The organism is Aequorivita iocasae, assembly GCF_016757735.1.
Lineage (GTDB): Bacteria > Bacteroidota > Bacteroidia > Flavobacteriales > Flavobacteriaceae > Aequorivita > Aequorivita iocasae.
Map to the genome: position 1 here is coordinate 1,227,070 of NZ_CP068439.1, position 21,625 is coordinate 1,248,694.

At 35.1% G+C, this 21,625-nt stretch carries 15 protein-coding genes; 6 read left to right on the plus strand and 9 right to left on the minus strand.

What is annotated here, in order from left to right; genetic code table 11:
* Window positions 1-249 precede the first annotated feature (249 nt).
* Complete coding sequence (locus JK629_RS05790) at window positions 250-1,461, plus strand: site-specific integrase (protein WP_202337664.1); 1,212 nt, start codon at window positions 250-252, stop codon at window positions 1,459-1,461.
* Window positions 1,462-1,627: 166 nt separating this feature from the next.
* Here JK629_RS05790 and JK629_RS05795 read toward each other — a convergent pair whose 3' ends face one another.
* The 4 genes from JK629_RS05795 to JK629_RS15585 all read right to left on the minus strand — a co-directional run bounded on the left by JK629_RS05795 (window position 1,628) and on the right by JK629_RS15585 (window position 7,941).
* Window positions 1,628-4,702 carry a metallophosphoesterase gene (locus tag JK629_RS05795; RefSeq protein WP_202337665.1) on the minus strand — a complete coding sequence of 1,025 codons (3,075 nt, stop codon included), beginning with the start codon at window positions 4,700-4,702 and terminating at the stop codon, window positions 1,628-1,630.
* 274 nt (window positions 4,703-4,976) lie between these two features.
* Complete coding sequence (locus tag JK629_RS05800; protein WP_202337666.1) at window positions 4,977-6,125, minus strand: leucine-rich repeat domain-containing protein; 1,149 nt, start codon at window positions 6,123-6,125, stop codon at window positions 4,977-4,979.
* 482 nt (window positions 6,126-6,607) lie between these two features.
* Entirely contained in the window at window positions 6,608-7,411 is an 804-nt protein-coding gene (locus tag JK629_RS05805) for a hypothetical protein (protein WP_202337667.1), read from the minus strand.
* A gap of 296 nt (window positions 7,412-7,707) precedes the next feature.
* Window positions 7,708-7,941 carry a helix-turn-helix domain-containing protein gene (locus tag JK629_RS15585; protein ID WP_202337668.1) on the minus strand — a complete coding sequence of 78 codons (234 nt, stop codon included), beginning with the start codon at window positions 7,939-7,941 and terminating at the stop codon, window positions 7,708-7,710.
* Window positions 7,942-8,342: 401 nt separating this feature from the next.
* Here JK629_RS15585 and JK629_RS05815 point away from each other — a divergent pair, with 401 nt between their 5' ends.
* The 5 genes from JK629_RS05815 (at window position 8,343) to JK629_RS05835 (ending at window position 13,821) form a co-directional block, all read left to right on the plus strand.
* Window positions 8,343-9,119 (plus strand): RNA polymerase sigma factor, encoded by a 777-nt coding sequence (locus JK629_RS05815; protein ID WP_202337669.1) that lies wholly within the window; start codon window positions 8,343-8,345, stop codon window positions 9,117-9,119.
* A gap of 1 nt (window position 9,120) precedes the next feature.
* Complete coding sequence (locus JK629_RS05820) at window positions 9,121-10,218, plus strand: hypothetical protein (RefSeq protein ID WP_202337670.1); 1,098 nt, start codon at window positions 9,121-9,123, stop codon at window positions 10,216-10,218.
* A gap of 1,185 nt (window positions 10,219-11,403) precedes the next feature.
* Complete coding sequence (locus tag JK629_RS05825; protein ID WP_237460071.1) at window positions 11,404-12,189, plus strand: DUF488 domain-containing protein; 786 nt, start codon at window positions 11,404-11,406, stop codon at window positions 12,187-12,189.
* Window positions 12,190-12,192: 3 nt separating this feature from the next.
* Entirely contained in the window at window positions 12,193-13,014 is an 822-nt protein-coding gene (locus JK629_RS05830; protein WP_202337672.1) for a hypothetical protein, read from the plus strand.
* Complete coding sequence (locus tag JK629_RS05835) at window positions 13,015-13,821, plus strand: HNH endonuclease (RefSeq protein WP_202337673.1); 807 nt, start codon at window positions 13,015-13,017, stop codon at window positions 13,819-13,821. It abuts the gene before it with no gap.
* Between the two features lie 59 nt (window positions 13,822-13,880).
* Here the strand turns inward: JK629_RS05835 and JK629_RS05840 are convergent, their stop codons facing one another.
* The 5 genes from JK629_RS05840 to JK629_RS05860 form a co-directional block, all read right to left on the minus strand.
* On the minus strand, window positions 13,881-14,468 hold the full coding sequence (locus JK629_RS05840; RefSeq protein ID WP_202337674.1) for a hypothetical protein: 588 nt from the start codon (window positions 14,466-14,468) through the stop codon (window positions 13,881-13,883).
* An 8-nt stretch (window positions 14,469-14,476) separates the two neighbouring features.
* The gene (locus JK629_RS05845; RefSeq protein ID WP_202337675.1) at window positions 14,477-15,544 is read right to left on the minus strand and encodes a DUF3800 domain-containing protein; all 1,068 of its coding nucleotides are present in this window, start codon (window positions 15,542-15,544) and stop codon (window positions 14,477-14,479) included.
* Between the two features lie 82 nt (window positions 15,545-15,626).
* Window positions 15,627-16,850, minus strand: coding sequence for a GIY-YIG nuclease family protein (locus tag JK629_RS05850; protein WP_225626161.1), 1,224 nt, complete (start codon window positions 16,848-16,850; stop codon window positions 15,627-15,629).
* Window positions 16,831-18,882: a DEAD/DEAH box helicase gene (locus tag JK629_RS05855; RefSeq protein WP_202337676.1), complete on the minus strand. Its 2,052-nt coding sequence runs from the start codon at window positions 18,880-18,882 to the stop codon at window positions 16,831-16,833. Before JK629_RS05855 ends, JK629_RS05850 begins: the two co-directional genes overlap by 20 nt.
* A complete protein-coding gene (locus JK629_RS05860; protein WP_202337677.1) occupies window positions 18,879-21,617 on the minus strand; it encodes a class I SAM-dependent DNA methyltransferase in 2,739 nt (912 codons plus the stop codon). Before JK629_RS05860 ends, JK629_RS05855 begins: the two co-directional genes overlap by 4 nt.
* Between the last annotated feature and the right edge of the window lie 8 nt (window positions 21,618-21,625).

Sequence of the window (21,625 nt, forward strand, 5' to 3'; positions counted from 1 at the left end):
AATAAAAACCCCAACATTGCTGTTGGGGTTTTTTCTGTACTCGAGGTGGGAATCGAACCCACACTCCCGAAAGAACTGGATTTTGAATCCAGCGCATTTGTATTCAAATTTCATTAAGTCTATTCATAATCAATTGTTTATAAGATATTTAATTTTTATTGATTTCATTTAATATGGCTTAAAATCAAAAAATGTTGTACCTATGTTGTACCAAATTTTATTATCTTTATAGCGTAAAATCAATATGTTATGTCTTCGAATACAAAAATAGTTTTGAGAAAAAAAGCGAATAAAGAGGGGGAGTTTCCATTGGCAATTCGCATTACCAAAAATAGACGTTCAAACTATCATTATGTTGGGCATTATATAAACGAAAAGTTCTGGGACATTAAAAATGGTAGGGTTAAGAACACGCATCCCAATGCGTTAAAACTGAATAATCTTTTACTATCAGAGTTGTCCCTAGCGAACCAAACTCTTATCGATTTACAATCCCAGAAAAAGGACTTGTCTGCTAATCAAATTAAAAATGAGATATATTCATCCAATGCGAACTCAAATTTTTTCACGCTTGCCGAAGTTTATCTTGATGAAATGAAACACAATAATAAACTCGCTCGGCTATCATCCGATAAACCACGTGTGAAACATGTTTTGGAATTCTCAAAATCAAAACAACTTACTTTTCAAGAAATAGATGAAAGTTTTCTTAAAAAGTTTATTCTGTATTTAAGAAAGCGTCCTATGTCCGAAAGATCAATCGCAAATACTCTTATTGTTGTTCGAACAATTTATAATAGAGCTATAAAATTAGGGGTGGTGGACAGAAAACTTTATCCATTTGGGTCTGGTAAGATTAGAATAAAATTCCCTGAAACTGAGAAAATAGGATTATCAAAAAATGAAATCAAATCATTGGAATCTGTTGAAAATCTTACCAAAAATGAAATACACGCTAGAAACGTTTGGTTGTTCAGCTTTTATTTTGCTGGAATAAGAGCTGCTGACATTCTTAAAATTAGGTGGTCTGACATTTATGACAAAAGACTCCACTACCGTATGAACAAAAATTCAAAACTTCTTTCTCTTAAGATACCGGATAAAGTTTTACCAATACTTGATTACTATAAGCCAGGAAAACTTAATGAAAATGATTTTGTTTTTCCAGAATTAAAAAAAGCCGATTTGAAAAATGCCAAAGATGTATATGCTAAGACGAAAACAGCTACCAAAAAATTCAACAAGTACTTAGTAGAGGTGGCGAAAAAAGCAAAAATCAAGAAAAAATTTACAATGCATATTGCCAGACATAGCTTTGGTCATATATCAGAAGACAAGATTCCCATTAAAATGCTTCAAAAACTTTACAGGCACTCTTCTATTACAACTACTATACAATATCAAGCTAATTTTATTCATAAAGATGCCGATGAAGCTTTAGAAAGTGTGATTAATTTTTAATTTGACATTTATTCAATTCTTTATTTCAAATAATCATGTGATCATAGAAATATTCCTGGCAAATATTTATGCGAACATCCTAGAAGTGTTGACTTTTAAAGAGAGATGTATGTCAAAATTATAGTAAAATATTAGATGTTAATTTAGATCTTGTTAAGTTTACTTTTTATTCAATTTTATTTTTATTTCTCTCAGGTAGAATATCATTAGAAACTTTTGCAACAGTGCCTGGTCCGGGCATTAAACTACCCTTGTTATGTTTTGCCCAACAGGCCTTAATTAAGTATTCAGTATCCCTCTGTTCTGCCGAATTTAAAAATTTTGTAGAATAATTACTGCGGAGATTAGAATACAAATTTCCTAAATAAAATGAGTTTTTATTTAATTTGGACATGTAAGTTAATATGGAATCTTTCCATCCTTGGGGTCTAGCAGAAATTTCCATTAAAGCAAGGATATGTCTAACTGTTTCGTCATCTTCTTCCAATCTGTGTTCACGAAAAAGCATTCTTAATTTATCGGAGAAAAGATCATCCTTAAACCAAATATTGAGATTTGAAGGCATGGCAATTATGATGCTTTTCAAACATTCATTAAACTCCTTTGGAAAATCATCAGTTAACTTAAATCTTGCCCCTCCAACACCGCCAAATCCATTTTTCGCAAGAACGGGGGCAATTAGATAAAGAGCTCTCATCAGCTCTTTCCATGCCTTTGCAATATTTTTTAGTAGTTCCTTTTTATGTTCAGGTTTAATGAATTCACTGTTTCTAAGTGCACGAGAACTGGATTTAATCAGCTCCATGAGATTTTTTACATCATACTCTTCCAGGTAATTATCAATTGTTTGAGTATATGGTTTTATACTATCGTAATTTTTGTCGGCAACGATGTCTTTTATTTCATCAGATACCTTTGATTCTTTGATATTTTGTTCAAGCTGATGCTGTGTCATTCCTTTTTCAGTCTCATTTAAGGACCATTTTATTTCCTTAAATAGATTTATGTCATCTGATAACCCAATTTTAGAATGTACTTTATCTGAAAGTTTTGAAATATCATTTATCAACATCTTCACTATATCCTCAGCTCTTCCATCTATGCCAGTATAAAATTCAATTACCTCCGGATAATATAGTGAGTGCTTATCTTTGAGCATATAAACTTTAAATTCTTCCGAATCTTTCATTCTGATGGCTGCGAAATAATAAATCCAATAAGAAAATCTAAATCGTAACTCACCGTTCAAACCAATTACAATTTGGTTGTTTTTTAAAACTTGTAATAAATCTGAAACGTTCGATGGGTTATATTCTCTCTCACAAAAAGGCCTTGTAATTTTGTAAAATTCTTCTTCAGTAAAAGATTCTTTGTTCTTACGTAGAAGATATTCGCTAAAAAAACCTACTATAAATCCACAGTTCTCTTCATCAAGAGTGTCCCCATAGAATAAATTACCTGGATTATCAAAAATCACTTTTAATACGTATTTAAAAACTTTCGATCGATTAATCGGCCTATCTTCAAAGTCATTCAAAAACGCAATCAACAATTGAATGCAATTAATGGGAGTACGGTGAATATTTAAATCAACTAAATCTATATCTAATCGTTCAAGAACACGATTTTCTTCTGCTATTTCATACAGTGAATTGAAATCACTTACTAAATTCCGCAGTCCTTTACGATTAAGTTCACGCAAAAATATTTGATCAAAACCTTCGTGACTTTCTTCAGAATCCAAACCTTCCAAAACAATATTATCATGATAGTTAGAAAAAATTATTATTGGAATATTTAGGAATTTTCCTCGAATATTATTTAAGATTTTTTGAGAATCTTTTGTATTGTTTTTCCAATGATCCAATAAGATGCATTTAACAGCGTTATTCTGAATTCTAAGATCTTGTACTGTGTCTTCAAGATCGGAATGATATTTACCATATGTCCAATTGTGGGCATCCAAATAAATCCAACATTCTTTTTTAATTTCCCAAGCCTTCATTGCTAAATAGTGAGCATAGCATGTTAGCCCAAATTGAGGAGCAGCAATTAAATGGTAATTCTTGGGTTCGTTTATTATGCTTATATAATCTATAATTTTTGAATTTTCTTTTTTAGTTGGGTTATTTGGAGAATCCGTTGTGCAAATCCGTTCAACCCAAGTCGGAGATTTTGAGTATGATTTCATTGCTTTTTGAAAATTCGACTGAAGTTTTAATGAGATAAAATCATCTGCAGTTATTTCTGAACGAATAAAATTCCAGATGCCACTTTCCGTACCAGAAAAGTTCTGCCCTCTCATGAATTTTCTCTGTCTGAGAACCCATTCTCTGTATTCAACTGAATCGATTTTCCCGTCTTCAAATTTAATTATTGCATATCCGTTGAGGTCTGATTTGGCTGAGAACAACTGTGGTGACCCCAATTTTACGACACCTTGATTTTCTGATATAAAAGAATGGTCTAAATCTTGATCATGAATGTGACCAGATATAAGTATATCTATCCCGTTTTTAAGCATTCCTTTTATTTCTTTTCTGGCATAATTAGTAAGAAATTCTAAAGGGTGATGCATTACTAGCATTTTAGTACGACCTTTATTATCCTGAATCCATTGATTTAAACCGGAGGTGTCAATTTTCAACACACCTTTATCGTTAATGCCATTAAACCCTCCAGAGCAAAGCATTGAACAATTGAGGAAGTAAATGGATAATTCTGGAATTAATAATTCTGCATATCCAGTCAAATTGAAATTAGATTTGTGCATTGTATTTTTACAAAACTGTTCATAAAACTTGAACTTATTTTGTATTAGGTTGTTTTCAGTTTTCGCAAATTCATTGAACTCTGTTTCCTCAAATTTTTGTGCAATTAGATTATTGTGCTCTTCAAAATTTTTTTCAACAATGTTTCTATTTAAATCATGATTTCCTGGTGAACAGAAAATATTCTGAAGGGAAATTAGTTTTGTCAATTTCTGAATAAAGTTGTCGTAAAATTCATTAAATATCTTTTCTGAGTTTCCCTTGTTAACTAGGTCACCAGAGATTATACAATATGTGTTGGCCGCATCAGATTTATTTAATTTAGACTCAAGGTCATCGAAAAAAGAACTTATTACTAGCCCTTGATTTTCAGGCTCATTATTTTCATAATGAATGTCAGAAATATGAATTATTGTTATCTCGCTCATTAATTTATGTATTTCTTTTAATTGTATTATTTTAATTGCCACTACATGTGTTTAGATGGCAGATTAATTGCTGCTATACAGCTAATGTTCGCGATTATTTTTCTAAAACTTCAAATATAAAATTATGCTTTTATATGTAATTACGGAAAACCGTAACAGTGAGCATATTAATTGGGGAGAATACCAAATATAATGAAATAATTTTAACAATCGAATAGGCATTTGCAAGCTTAAAGATTGGCTGCCATTAATGAGAAATTAATATCCATATTAAAGAAAAAGGTTAGCTAGTAACTTCGATATTTGTTGGAAATAGTTAATTTTGATCAAGCAATTCCGAAACGTTCCAAGCCAATCTTACTAATTCATTTTCCTGTTGTGATTCGGTTAATGTACTTAGCGGTTTGTCAGGAGAATTTACAGCTTGAAACTCAGACAGGTTTTTATCTTTAGTAAATAAGCATGGCCTCACTATCAATGGCAAAATCCTAGTTCCGTGTTCTCTTGCATTCCGCAATAAGGTTGGAAGTTCATCATTGCGAATGAAATCGGATGCTAAAAAATCAGTTGAAATAATCAAAATTGCAATTCCAGCATCTTTCAAAGCATTTGCAATCTCAATTTTCCAGTTATCTCCTGCTTTTATTCGAGTATCATCCCACAAATCAAAACTTTTGTCATTATGCATCAAAACCTTTAAGTTAGTCTGTACTTTTTTTAACCAAGCTGAATCTATGTGAGAATAACTAATGAAAATTTTGTTTTTATTTATGGTAATATCTGTACTTATTTTTGGTTTTTTTTCCACTGTCTTATGTTCATTTATTGCTCTATTTATTTCAATGAGACCATTTAAACAATTCCCTTTTAAATGACTTAATTTAAAATATTTTGCATCAATAGATTTTTGGCTTTTCAACGTCAACGCACCGAAACAATAAAGAGCTTCTATGTTTTTAAAATTACTGAGAATATCTTTATGCGGAAATGAATTTAAAATCAAATTATTTAACCATAAATGAGTAATTGATTGGACGGATAATATTTCTAATGGAAAATTTTGAATGTAGTTATTTGAGATATTTAATTTCTGTAAATTTTTTAGGTTAGAAAAGGACTTTGGAAGACTGGTTAAATTATTTTTCGCTATTTGCAAGTTTTTTAATGACTCCAAATTTTCAATTTGAATCGGAATTGATTTAATTCTATTATTGTTCAAATTAAGAACTTTAAGTTTTTTTAAGGAACATATTTTAGAATAAAAGTTGTTAATATCATTATTTGAAATGTCGAGAACCTCCAAATTTCTTAATTCTTCAATTTCCTTGGGTATTTTCTTAATTTTATTGTGGCTTAAGTTAAGTTTTCTTAAATTTTTTAGATATAAAACTTCTTCCGGAAAATTGGTTAATCCTTTTCTTGACAGGTCTAGTTTTGATATATGTTTTGAAGGAATTTCGACCATAACTTAATTAAACTTTTAAATTTAAAGATAGTTTAATTTAATATATTTGAGCGTCCCTTCGGAGGTAAGGGGATTAATAAATTAAGCATAGGAGACGACGCGCACTCGGAACACAGGGTTACCTGTAGAGTGACAGAGTAGTCGGATGACTAATGCTGCTACGGCATCCTCACGAATATTAACTATAGTTATTAGACCCGAGCCGGCAAAGATGCCACTCGGGTTTTTTAATTACTGCCAAGGTTTTTGTATATGAGCTGTGGTTTATTTTGGCCCAGACCTTTCCAAATAAAACTGACTTTTTAAAATCCGCCTGGCTCTGCCCCAGGACCTCCCATTTAGATATGAGTGTGCTATCTAATTACACCACAGTTGGATTTTAAAACCCTGATGGTAAACTTGGCAATAATGCCAAGTTACCAGACACCTCGACCTCCCCAGAATAATAAATTCAATTTAGTGGAGAGTCAGGGAGTTGCTTCTTAAATCGGTTGCCTTTGGGCTCCCGATAATATTTTTAATGTTTCAGGATTCATTCGTTCGAAGTTTTCATTCCTCCATTCAATTCTGTTAGAATTAATGTCCTCTGAACTTTCCTTTCCGTAAATATACTTTTTATCATTCTCAACTATACCAAATAAGCGAAAATTTTCAATTCTATAAAGACCTACAATTTGTGGTAAACCGCCAGTCATTGGGTCTTTGATTGTTTTTAATGTTTCGCTTAAACAATGGAAAACTCCTCTGCTGGTTCTGTAATTGTTATGTCGTTCTCTTTCCCATTCTTGAAAATTAGTGTCAAACTCTTTTTTACCAGAACCTTCGCTACAAATTTTAGTGGAAATGTTTGGAAGGTGTATTTGTTCATTTTTTAATCCATTGACTTTGTCAAAAGTTGTTTTAAAACAAGAGAATTCCTTTCCACTTCTTGTTCCGTGTAAAATTGTAAATGAACCAGTTGATTGACCCTTTGGATAATTTTCTATTGATGTGGATATAAAATCTAATATTTTATTGTTCTTTTCATTACCATTATCTAAATCGTTAAGAATTATTCCCGAATCAATTTGTGGTAATAATTGTCCCATAATAATACTGGGTATTAAGACATCTCCACAAAATCCAAAAATTTCTGGAAATCGTGAAGAACCAAAAACCTTAATTCCATGGTCATATTTATCAGCTTTTCCCCAGCTATACCTACTGTCGGATGCAATGTATAAGGATGCAGGTTTTTTACCTTCTTTATTATCGTCTACTCCAATCCAAGATATTATTAACGTCATTCTTTTTTAATGTTTGCCAACTTGTTTATACACGTTACTTTTATTCCTTTTATATTATTATTTGGCATGCTACGCGCTAGTTTTAATATAAAAACATTCATTATAATACATTTATGCGGCAATTAGTTTATGTAAATTTAAATCAAAATAAAATTCCTGCCTTATGGAAACCCGTAACAGCGAGCATATTAATTGGGGAGAATACCAAATATAATGATTTTATGGTATGAATGGGAAAATGTTAGAAATAGTTCGTTGATAATAATTTAATTTATAAATTCTCACAGAACTATTATTCAACAACTCAATTTTTTAAAAAAGTCTGATAGACTAATACCCCTAGCGTCGCAAATTCTCTTTAAGGTTTCAACCGGTAATCGATATTCTTTAGTACTTTTTATTTTCCGTACCGTACTTTCGTCGATATTGTGAGTGAGGGCGAAAGAGTTTTGTGATTTTCCTTCATTCAACCAAGGATGTAACCATTCCTCAGTTATATAGCTACAAATTTGAATATTAATATTAGTCATATTAACAAAGGAAATATATGACTAACAAAATAATTCGGTCGTTCGACCGTAATTTAAGTTTTATTTATTATATTAGCGATGTATTTATAAATTTGCGATACTTCTTAAAGTAAAATAGTAGAAGCATTCGCTTTGAATCTCGGTTCGAAAACTGGTACTTTTTAAACACACGAGAGGATAAGTGTAAATGCTCACGACCCGGGGCGTGGGCTTACTTATTGTGTGTGGGTATACCAGTACCTCGAACCGGTAAGTTGAGACTCCACGCCCTTTTTGTTTGTCAGAAAAGGCAAAATTCTCAACGCTTCAAAGTCATCTTCTCTTAATTATATAAAAGAACTCGCTTTACATTCATTTAAATTATTACTCGTGAAATTATTAGCGAGTAAAATAAAGAGTTTATGTCCGAAGACATCTTTATACAATTAAAAAAAGGTTGTCCCGCCGCCTTTGCGCACATACACGCAAAGTACAGCAGGAACATCTTCTGGGTGGGCAAGCGGCTTATTGAGGATGAGTTCGTAATAGAAACCCTGGTACAGGATGCCTTCTTAAAACTGTGGCTCCATAGGGACACGGTGGAAACACCCAAGCACGTCTTCTTTTTCCTGAGGTTCGTGATGAAGCGGGAATGCATTTCCTACTACACCCGTCCCAAGAACAAATTTTCTCGGAACGTCCATTCGTTGGAACGCTTCGAGAACTATCAGGACTATATGGCGGGCTATGACCCTCTTGCCGAGGAAGAAAATCTACACCTCCAAAATATATCCCAAGAGTACTTTGAAAGGCTCGAAAAGGTATTGCCCCTATTGGATGCCGAAAGCGGTCGTTTCATAGAACTCTGCCTAAAGTACGGCTTCCAGTACAAGGCGATCGCCGAAGCGATGGGAATGAACATTAAGGAAACAAGCGTCAAGATAAAAAAGGCAATTTCCGAAATCAAAGATATCATCCAAAAGGAAACGGTAATGGAAAAGCCAACCGTAACATTGAAAGCCGAGCGAACCATTACAGAACAACAGACAGAGGTATTGAAACTACGCTGTGAGGGGAAACTCTCCTTTGCGGAGATCGCCACGGCGCTCGACCTTTCCCAAAGGGAAGTCCACGAAGAGTTTATGGCCGCCTACAAGCTATCCCGAGACAAGCACCAACCACAACCACAATCCGCATGACATGGAAAAGGAGACAATGAAACTGACACGGAAGATACAGCTATTGGTCGACCTCCCCACCAAGGAAGAACGGAAGGAGGCACTGGACACCCTCTACCAATGGCAGAACAGGTGCTTCCGTGCGGCCAACCTCATCGTTACCCATCTGTACGTACAGGAAATGATAAAGGAATTCCTCTACCTATCCGCAGGGGTGCAATATAAACTGGCGGATGAGAAAAAGGACGAATTGGGTCTACTGCAACGCTCACGTATCAACACCACCTATCGCGTGGTCTCGGACCGCTTCAAAGGTGAGATCCCCACGAATATACTGTCCACGCTCAACAACGCCCTCATAAGCGCCTTCAACAAGAACAGGCCGGAATACTGGCGGGGCGAATGCTCCCTCAAGAATTTCAAACGGGATATGGCCTTTCCGTTCAGTATGGAACTGGTCAGTGGGCTGCATTATGACGATGGGAAAAATGCCTTCTGCTTCAGCCTGTTCCAGATCCCCTTCCGCACCTATCTCGGAAAGGACTTTACCGACAAGAAAAAACTGTTGGAACGGGTCGTCGCCGGGGAGACCAAGCTCTGTACCTCCCATATCAAACTCAGGGACGGGAAGATCTTCTGGCTCCCTGTCTTTGAGATCGAAAAGGAAGAGCATCATTTGAGGCCCGATGTGATTGCGGAGGCCTCACTTTCCCTTGAATATCCAATTATAGTCAAAACGGGCAACAACAAGCTCACCATTGGCAGCAAGGAGGAATTTATGTACCGTAGGCTGGCCATACAGGCAGCCAGAAGACGCGCACAAGCAGGAGCCACCTTTTCCAAATCGGGCAAGGGGACCAAAAGAAAATTGAAGTCCGTGCGCTTCTTCTACCAGAAGGAGAACAGATACATACGGCACCGTATCCATGTGTACAGCAAAAAGCTGATCGACTTTTGCATCAAGCACCAGGTGGGCACGTTGATATTGGTAGGCCAACAGGACAAGATTGGGATCGCCAAGGCGGAGAAATTCGTCCTGAGGAACTGGAGCTATTATGATCTGATAATTAAAATAAGGTATAAGGCCGAAAAGGCGGGCATCGAGCTTTTGGTCGAATGATAAACTGATTGCGAAACGAGGGTGCTTGTACACCCGTAAGGTGGGGCCACTTTAGCGCACACACTAAATGTAAAGAGCATATACAACGCGTGGACTCTCTTATTTAAATGGGGGCCAAAATTTAGGGAATTTAAAAAAGACGTTGGGGATTGTTGGTCAATTTCCGAGGGGGCCGAAACGGGAATTTTACTAAAAAATTCGTGAAAGATTTGCCTGTTAATGGGTGGTTTGAAGCTTTTTCACGGAAAATTACTAAAAAACAAATTTGCAAACTTTTATAAAACGCTAAAAGCAAATGATTTATAAAACATAACATCGCGCAGCGTGTTATCCTCTTGCTTTACAAATTTTTTCCGCTCCGCTCCAAAAAAGTAAACTTTTATAAAACAAAAACAAACATAAATTTATAGCCAAACATTTTATTTTTTTAATATCAATTTCCTTTTAACTTTAAGGAATCATCAAGGAAAGGGTATTTTATTTTAGCTCAGACCCAAACGATTTACTTATTATATCCTGAGCGTTTTCCTTTCCTTTTCGAATAAGTGCAGAATTTCCAATCCAGTACAAATCGCCCCCACAGAACAGACACTATCCTCATCCCATTATCGATTTACTTCCCATAGCGCCATCGCGTTACCTTTCCGATACTGCTCCATTTTAAAATTTGAAATTGGAAAAGAACTTATAAAAGGGAGCTTGCGACCGGTTATGCAGTTCTCCAATTTTAAATTTTGCATCTTTAATCGGAAAGGTAATGGGATGGTGGGGTTTATAAATTTGATTGGGAATGTTTTGGAATGCTCTTTAGAAATTCATCACTTCAATAGCAGCAGGATCAAGCGGACTCAATCTCAAAATTTATATTCCGGAATTTATTCTTTCAACAGTAAAATTAAATTTTGGGATTGTGTCCAAGAAAATGTAGTGACGCGCATTTCCCGAAATGCAATGGAGTGGGAATGGGCTGGAATGAGATGTATTCAAAAAATCCAAATTATATCAAATGACATAATTAGATGGAAAAAAGTTACGATAGTGCTAAAAAAATTCTCATTTAGATATTATAAATGATAATTTTACAAAATGTTTTATAGAAGGAAAATTGTATTCGCATTGTTGGAGAATTTTGAAGAAGGATTGGAAAGTACTCGTCTTCAAAAAATGGTGTTTCTGTTAACCAGAATGCAGAAAGAAGCTAATTACGACTTTGTACCATACCGGTATGGCTGTTACTCCTATTCTTTGAATGCAGATCTCCGAGCAATGGTCAAACGGGAATGGCTTTCAGAAAATGAAAAAGCATACCGCCCCAAAATCAAAAAAAAGTACTTTAAAGAGCTTACCCCAGAAGATCAAAAATTGGTTACTAAAACTATTGCTCGATACGGGAATATGAAAACAGATGCCATAACAAAGCACACCTATCTCAATTTTCCATATTATGCGACTAAAAGTATTATTGCTGAAAGATTGCTGCCAGAGCAATACTTTGAAAAAGTTATTATTGCTAGGCCAAGTGATGATAGCATAACTCTTTTTACCATCGGTTATGAGGGTATTTCTCTAGAAGAATATCTTAATCGATTAATCAAAAACAATGTAAAGTTATTAGTAGATGTGCGTAAGAATCCGTTGAGTCAAAAATATGGGTTTAGCAAAACGACTCTAAGTAGCTTTTGTGGCCGTTTGGGTATTGATTATATTCACATACCAGAAGTCGGTATTGATTCTAGTAAGCGTAGAGAATTAAACTCGCAAGCAGATTATGACGAACTCTTTAAAGAATATCGAGAAACGGTATTAAACAATACAGCGCATAGTCAGAATACTATTTTTGAATTGCTTTTGCGATACAAAAGAATTGCACTCACCTGCTTTGAAGCTGACACTTGCCAGTGCCACCGAACCCATCTAGCCGAAAAATTAAAAAAATTGCCTAATTTTAAATATCCATTAATGCATATATAAAATATGGCCCTCACTAAAGTTCTGATTACCGTAAAGACTTACCCGACTTTCTCATCTACCTACGGCGAATTAGTATGTACAGCAGGATTTCTTGAAGATGGATCTTGGATCAGACTTTATCCCATTCCTTTTAGAAAATTGAAACAAGACGAACGCTATAAAAAATATCAATGGATAGAATTGGATATTGTAAAAAATGACAAGGATTTTAGACCAGAAAGTTATCGCCCGGCAACCATCGATACACCTATTAACCTTTTAGAGACCATTGATACTAAGAATAATTGGTTTTTAAGAAAACAGTTTGTTCTAAATAATGTACATACGGATATGAAAGCTTTGATAGCAAGTGCACACGACAAAGATATCTGTACGTCATTGGCAGTTTTTAAACCTACAGTCATAAAGAATTTTAAAATTGAGCAAATTGCTGGCGAATATGACAAAAAGAAATTGGATCAACTACAAGCGTTGAATGATCAACAAAATCTTTTCGAAATGGACGATCTTAAGTTCGAGCTTGCCGAAAAACTTCCTTATAAATTTTCATATGAACTCGAAGATGAAAACGGCGTGCCCAGTACGATGATGATTGAAGATTGGGAAATAGGACAATTATACAGGAATACTCTTGCCGCATCAGAAGGCAATCAGTCGGTAGCTACAGCTAAAGTTAAAGAAAAATACTTTGATGATTTTGCCAAAACAAAGGATTTACACTTATTCCTGGGAACAACGAAATCATTTCACTATCGTTCCAGAAATCCATTTATGATAATAGGAACTTTTACCCCTAAAATTGATACACAAACCAGCCTCTTCTAAATGCGCTGTATTTTCTGCAAACAAATATCAGATTTATCTAAAAGTGTCCAGCATATAATTCCTGAATCATTGGGAAACAAGGATTTGATTCTTTCCTATGGGACGGTATGTGATTCTTGTAATCAATATTTTGCGATTAAAATAGAAAAGCCGATGTTAGAAATGAACTATTTTCAAAATGTCAGGTTCAGGAATCAAATTAAAAGTAAAAAAGGTAGAAATATTACTTACAAAACTCTCTTCCCTCATAAAGATGGTGGTTGGTTCGATATGTATATTCAGGATGACAGCCTTGCATTCAGTGGCGATGATTCAAAAATTATCAATTTAATTAAAGAAAAAAAAGTAAATAAAATGATGTTTGAAGTGGTTGACCAGCCAGTATATCCCAACATCAATGTCTCACGTTTCCTTGCAAAAACAGCTATTGAAGCCTTTGCTATAAAATTTGAAGACGATAGGAAATTACTAAATGAAATGATTGATATGCCTCAATTAGATCCATTAAGAGAATTTGCTCGATATGGAAAAGGAAAATTTTGGAACTATCACCAACGTCGCATTTATTCTGAGGAAACTCGTTTTGAAGACCCTCTACACCATCCAGAACCTTATGAAGTACTACACGAATTGGATTTCTTGATACTTAAGCCGGGTATATATTATTTCGTTTTGGTAATTATGGGTATTGAGTATGTTATCAATTGTGGCGCTTCTGAATTGGATTTATATAAACATTGGTTATTGAAAAATGATGATATTTCACCCATTAGAAGATTTTCGGAAAGAATAATAAATAAAAAATGAAGCAATTTAGATAATTTCTTATTAAAATTTTACATCCTGCCTATTTACTCCAAAAAAATTCAATGTGTTATAAATCTATTGTAATAATGTAGTTTTAACTGTAATGCGACATACACTTCAAATAAGTAAAGCTCTGTTGAGCCTTGTATGGGCAAAAAGGATACCTGGCAATCTTCTCTCAAAATCTTTTTAAATGGTCCTGAAAACTGTTCAAAATTAAGTTCCTTTCTCGTTCCTGTGTGCTTTATTCCCAAAACCTCATTATGGTATTCTCTACCCATGGTGTAACTCAAAGAAGATGAGAAATGATTTGATCCTTTTATATGTTGATGTATACGTTTAATAACACCGCGGGATATTCCTGTGTAAAATGGTTCATCATCTAACCAAAAGAGATAAATACCCTTAAAATCTTTGGATTGCTCTAATTGAGGGATTAGGGCTTTTAAGGAATTGCGAGACGTCCCCTTTCCAACTCCTATTTTACCAAAGTTCTCAAATATACTAATCACCCTTGACCTATTTGTAAGCTTAGTGAGCATTGCAGGAAAATTTTCAATTATATCCTTAAATTCCCGAGTTTCATCAGGCAAGAAATTTGGTGGCCAATACTTTTGAAGTTTTACGGTTGGTTTTGCATCTGTCATTGTGAATACTAATCTTTAAAAGCTTGCGGAAAATTGTGAACTAAAAAATCAAGTGGGTTAATACCTTCTCCTTTCTCTAAACCCAATGCTGTTGGCGACACATCGTCTGTTGGCCATAGGCAATGAGAATTCGACAATTGGAATAGCTTACTTTCTTTAATTTGTTTTGAAAACTTTTCCATTTTACCTTTTTCATTATTATAAGCAAATGCAATTGCGCTGGCAATTAAATCAGCACATTGAACACCCATTTCATCAGTAGAGCTAACCAATTCAACAGATGAGATTTGATGAGGAAAACTCATAGTACGATTGTCATATCCTATTTCTATGGTTTTGCTGGTATTTACCACAAGTTCAAGAGTTTTCTCGATGTACGTGTTGTAATGTTCAATTTGTTTTGACTGATCAAATCTTACATCAATTTTATCATTAATCTGTTTTGCCCATTTATCACAAAGAACTAAAAAGGTAGAAAATGTGACATCTATGGAAAATTGGTCAATCGCATCCAATACTTCTTCAATATAGCTTTTACTTTTTCTAACAGGCTCCAGAATTTCTTTTTCATCAATTTGGCAATATAGTTCTTCAGTTATAGTGTAGAAATTACTAATTGATACAGCATCTTTATTTCTAATCATTGCAACAAATGATTCAAGAAAAATATTGAATAAATCTTTATTCCAATAGAAGTTACCGAAGTAGAATATCCAATTTGCATAGGCGATATGGCGACCGTGAAGGTATAGGTCATATCCTTTATGATAAAAAACCGTCTCAATCAATAAATCAACTATCTGGCCACAAGTGGCAAATTCCTTATTCGCATAATATAGTATTATGTGATCTTCCATAATCCAAGAACTGTTCAAAAAGGCTAAAATCTTCCTTCGACCTGCACCACTATTTTTTAATTGCTTAAAATGGATCTCGCCATCTACATTAAAGATTGATTTTATGTCATTCTGTGCCTTCTCATCATAATTCACGGAAGCTAAAACAAAAACCTTTTGATCTTTATTGAGCATATCCTGACCAGTATTTCCAGCCTCATCAAAATAGATTTTATTCATTTTAGGAATTTTTCATTGTATTGATAAAATGTTTAAGAGGAAGGTGATCTTGACACCTATAAGTTTGTTGTAGCCATTTTTGTCATCGTCTCTTCAACTCCGCCGCTTTAGTATCATAATAATAATCTCCAATTGTCCCATCCTTAATCTTATCAACCATTTCATCAATAACAAATATTGGAACTAAAAACCATTCTTTAACTTTAACCAATTTTCCAAAACGATCCTTGACATCAATCTCCAGGTTTGCATTACCGAAAAATTTCTGAATAACCCTTTCCAACTTCATACGATTGATATTACCTAGCTTGTAAGTCGCTACAATTTCAACTTCCGCCATCAGATAGGTTGGATCGTTTTTAGCATTTGAAATTCGCTTTTTCACCTCTTGTCCTGTTACACCAATTTTGTGAATCACATTTCTGTTCTCCGCTACTAAAGGGTGATTGGAGAGAGAACGAAGAACGTAAATAGTACCGCTTTCAAGATCATCATCACTGTTCTCTCCTGAGAATAATGGACCCAAATTAGGCTCGGAAACAAATCGACTCGTTTCATCTTTATACATTGCCCGAATGAGTGACCTTAATAAAATATTACTTTCTGTACCATTCGCATAAATAACTCTTAATCGGGCGTCATCTTCACCATTTGGAGCTTTAAAGAATTCTCCGATCTTAGCAATGTATGCAATCTGCCCTCCAATAATAACAAATTGCCCTTCGCTAAGCGATGCTTTAGTAAAACCGGCGTCTTTTCTGAAACGTATTGTGTTTCGATAACCAATATCAATATCGCCCTTCACTTCATCAAATAGAGGTTTAAATTTGTCAAAATCTTCACATACTTCCCTATTCGCCATTTCCTCCATAGTCCTTTTTACTGAACGTGGTTTAACAAATTTTAAATGAGTGATCGAATCATCTTCTTCGTCATCAACCCAAAGTTTTGCTAATAACTCATCATCACTTAAATTTTCTGGAATGCTTGAAATATTCTCATAATCCCCACTAAGAATGTTTTGATAATCCATATCGCCTAATAAGGTCTTATGATTTTTAATTTTGATAATCTGATCAAGCCTAACCGCGTATAATCTTTCAAAAATATCCTTGTCTTCTCCGTGCTCCGGCAAACGACCGTTTTTATCCACAAATTTTTGAATTTCCTCAAAACCAGCAATAATGCGCTCTTCTTGTTTAGTATGGGTGATAGATTTCTTGGCTTCAACTTCAACACCTAATGCTGAAAGAAGCGCATTGTCTTCATCAGTAAGTTTATTTTCTTTAGCCATTTTGTTCTTCATATTTTTTTCGTGCAAGGAATGCAATTCCTTGGGCCATTCGTTGTTCCCAAGGATCAGCAGATTTTATGTCTGGCAACCGTCCTCTTTCATTTTTAAACTTCAAAGCACGCTTAGCCAGTTCACGAGCTTCCTCTAGTGATATATTCGGTTTTCTACCCGAAATCACCTCTGCCATAGCCTTTAAACTTTTCTCGGTCATTGCCTTTGATAAAATTGCATAGGCTTCACTAAATGGATTAATGCTGTCAATCCAATCCACATCCAAATCCCTTACATCCATCGTAAATTTGCGGACTCCATCAATTAATGAAGTATTTGCTTGATTCTTTAATTCATCACTGGCATTAAGTGCTTTCTTCCCCATTTGAGTGAGGTTTAGCGCTGCAATAGCGAATTGTCTTATCGCCTCTCGTTCTTCATCATCTATTTCAGGATATTTTTCCTTAATTATTTTTCCCATTCTTATCTGGGTTAACTCTTGCGGAACCAATTCCTCATCAAATAATCCACGTCCTAACGCTTCCTTATCTTGGGCAAAAGCAGCTATCACCTCATTTAAATCTTCTTTACAAATACGCTGAGCACTTTCACTTTTAGGCATTGAGAGGCCCTTAATCTCAACCTCATATTGACCTGTCTCTTCATTAAAACCGATATTTTCCTTGTCGGGATTATATCCTCCTTCTCCATAATCTACTCCTTCCAAAGGTCCACTCTGAGGATTCTTTGGAGTGAAATTAAACCTTGGCGTTAATACTTGTTCCATTAAAAGACTCGCAGAAATCGCCTTTAAAGTATCATTCACAGCATCTGTTACTGCTTCTTCAGAAGCCTCTACTTCGGCAATTAAATTTGTGAATCTCGTTTGGATTTTATGAGGTGCATCACGGGTGGCGCGACCTATTATCTGAACAATTTCTGTTAAACTAGAGCGATACCCAATGGTAAGTGCGTGTTCACACCATATCCAATCGAAACCTTCTTTAGCCATTCCAAGAGCAATGATAATATCGACGTGATCACGATTTGTTTTAATATCTGGTAATCTAAGTGCTGCTTGAACTCTGGATCGCTTTAAAACGTCATCATCCACCAAATCGGCTATTTTGATGATTTTTCCCTCCTTGGTTTTAACCAAATGAAACCCAGTATCAGGATCAACACCTAGCCATTCTCCTAACTGATCTATGATATGTTCAACTTCTTTAATCTTTTGGCCAGTGCTCTCACGCGAGTTGACATTGGGTATATGAATAATTGTTTTTTCGTTTGGATTTAGCACATTCAAGATTGCATCGGAGTAGGCTTCACTATAAAAGTAGTAACCAATATTGAGCGTCTTTAAATATTCATATCCATTTAATTGCTCGTAATAGGTGTAAGTCACAGTTTCAAATTTGGATTCATCCTCTGGCATTAAGACTGGATTAGCGTCACCACGAAAATACGATCCTGTCATTGCTACAATATGTGCTCTATCTCTAGAAATCAAATCTTTTAGTTGTGTTCCCAGAACATTATTATCATCGGCACTTACGTGATGGAATTCATCGATGGCAATCAATCTATCATCAAAAACATCCACGCCAAAACGTTCAACGGCAAAGCGGAACGTTGCGTGGGTACAAACGAGCACTTCATCCCCACTTTCTAAAAAAGTCTTCACAGAATTCACCTTACTCCCATCCTCTCCAGGCGAGTTGCATAGATTCCATTTGGGTTGTACAAACCAATCATAATGAAAACCATATTTTGTTAGCTGTTCATTCGCAAAGCTTGAACCAATAGACTTTTCGGGTACTGCTATAATAGCCTGTTTAATTCCTTGACTGTTAAGTTTGTCAAGCGCGATGAACATTAACGCACGGCTTTTACCCGAAGCTGGCGGTGATTTGATAAGTAAATATTGCTCCCCACGCTTTTCATAAGCACGCTCTTGCATTTCTCGCATCCCCAGTTCATTGGATTTAATAGAATTCCCTGTACCTTTATAACTTACAGTAACTGTGGGTATTGATTTTTGTTTTGTCATACTTTCTTTAAATGGTTAGTCATTTGGGTGTAGAGTTCAAATAGTTTTTCAAGACGCTCCGTATCATTTCTAAAACGACGCCCTATATAAATGCGTTCCAAAACCTCATCATTTCTCTCGTGCGCTTGCTTTAAATCCTTAGGCATTTTTTTTGGGTCGTATAAATCAGCTATAGTAGCTGGGAAATGCCGTTCTCTAGCAATTAGAATTTCTTCGGCACACTCTGTTAAATCTTTTTTATTTTTTTCAGTAAGCTTTGGCAATGGAAAAGTGTTATATCCAAGAACATTTGAATAACTGATTCTTTCTTCAAGTTTACCACAAACCGTCTCAATCCAAGTCTTATGTAACTTTGAGGAGCATACAGAAAAAAGATAAATTTCGGGGTCATAAACCGTAAAGAGCTTATTTGTACTTATACAGTTTGCACCTAATAACTCACCAGTTAAATATTCTCTTTTCTCCGATGAAACTTCGGGCATCACAAGTGATAATCTTCCATATCCTTGAATTTGAATAAATCGATGGCTCAAACCGGCTTTATTCTGAGTGGATTTTGCAGAACTTTTGAGTCTTGCTTGTTTAACCAATTTAATCCTATTCTTTATCTGAGGTATCATTCGCGCCTTCTGCAATTTATCATCTTCAATCCATAAGCAATATCGTTTAGAGCCATCTATCAATTCCTTTGCTCCAAATAGAGGCCTTATAAATTCCCTAGAATCAGGAGAAATTTCTTCAAGTTCTCTCTTTTCTTCACTTGATAGAATTAGGTTGCCACCATCCGTTGGCTGATTCCCCTTCAACATTTTAGGTAAATTGGATATTGAATTTGAATATCTTGGTATAAACACATCTCGATAATCAATAAGGTAAGGATTGATATGTCGAACGTTTTTACGAGAGTCTTCGAAATAAAGAAATTTATCTGCAGAAGAAGAAATTCTCACACCTACAATTACGCAAGTTACTCCAGCATTGTTCTGTGCTAAATTGCTCCATTTAAATGCTGTATGAGCAAAACCTATTTCTTGATTATTTGATAGAATATGTGGCCATAATATGTTTACTTGCTCTCCTTGGCATATTGAATTCGTTGTAACAAAAGCATAGGCTCCATCTGTTTGTTCATAAAATTTAGATGCTAACCAGAACCATCCAGATATATAATCTAAATTTTTAAACCTTATATTATGAGGATCAAATAAATCTTTAAGATCACTCTTTTGATTTGTATTCTGTTTTGAACTTCCTGCGTAAGGTGGATTTCCACAAATAAAAGTTTCACCCCCTTCATTATCAAAGTCAATTTCTGCTTGATCCAAAGGACTACTAAAAAGATCATCCCCGTGAAGTTTTACGCCTGTTCCCGTTGGTGGGCATACCGAAAGCCAATTGATGCGCAAGGCATTTCCTTTGGTAATCCAATTTTCTGCATCTAAGGGTAAAAACTCCGCCAGAGCTAACTGATTACCTCGGTAAAGTACATCACATTGATATTCGGCTATTATAAGTGCGAGTCTCGCAATTTCTGAGGAGAAATCCCGAAGCTCAATACCCCTGAAATTAGTAAGCGGGATTTCACTTGAAAGATTTTTTTCTCCCCTTCGTTTATTAATTTCATATTCAATTTCACGAATTTGCTTATAAGCTATCACTAAAAAATTCCCAGAACCACAAGCAGGATCGAATACTCTAATACGTGCCATACGTCTGCGCAAATTCAATAACTTTCTGGCATTATCTCCTGCTTGCTCTAAATGCTCTCTTAGATCATCTAGAAATAATGGATTTAGAACCTTTAAGATGTTTGGAACAGAAGTGTAATGCATTCCTAGCATACCACGTTCTTCATCATCCGCAACAGCCTGAATCATAGACCCAAAAATATCCGGATTAATTTTTTTCCAATCCAGATTACCCACGTGAATTAAGTATGACCGTGCAATCTTAGTAAATTTTGGAACATCAGTTGACCCAGAAAACAACTCCCCATTTACATAAGGAAACTTATTGGCCCAGGCCTTTATATTATTTTTTTCGCGGTCTTTTAATTTCGTATCCATTGCCCGAAACATTTCACTGATTATCTCGTGTGTATCCGAAGCATCACTCATACTCATTTGCTGTACGGTAAGTGTAAAAAGCCCTTCCCCTTGGAATATACCGGTATCCTCTGCAAAAAAGCAGAAAATCAGGCGTGCCAAGAAATGGTTCATATCTGGCCGTCTTTCAGCAGTCGCCCACTCGGGATTGTGCTGTAATAATTCAATGTAGAGTTTATTTAATCTGCCTGTGGCTTTAATATCAAAGGCACTTTCTCTAATTTGTTTTACGGTACTTATTCCAGCCAATTCAAGGAAAAAGCTAAAGTATTCGTGAAAATCTTGGTATTTACAAACTAACGTTTCTCCACTAATTATATTTTCAGCTTGAAAATCTTGGCCATCTGTTGCAAGGATGAATTGTGCTTTTGATTTTCTTGTTTCAGGAGTTTCTCTAAGTAGCGTTAATGCCTCTTCAACTTTGCCATTTTCAGAAACGACAATGTGAATATTATTTCGTTGCAATACTCCTCCAACAATTGTTGACTTATTGGTGTTCCCTTCCCGCAAACGCTTAATAGTAGTAGGTTTATTTCCAAATGCTTCTAGAAATGAAAACGCAAATTCTTGCGGGTCAAATGGCTGCCTCGCTAAATCTGATACGGCTTCTTCAATTTCAACTGCGTTCATTATAATTC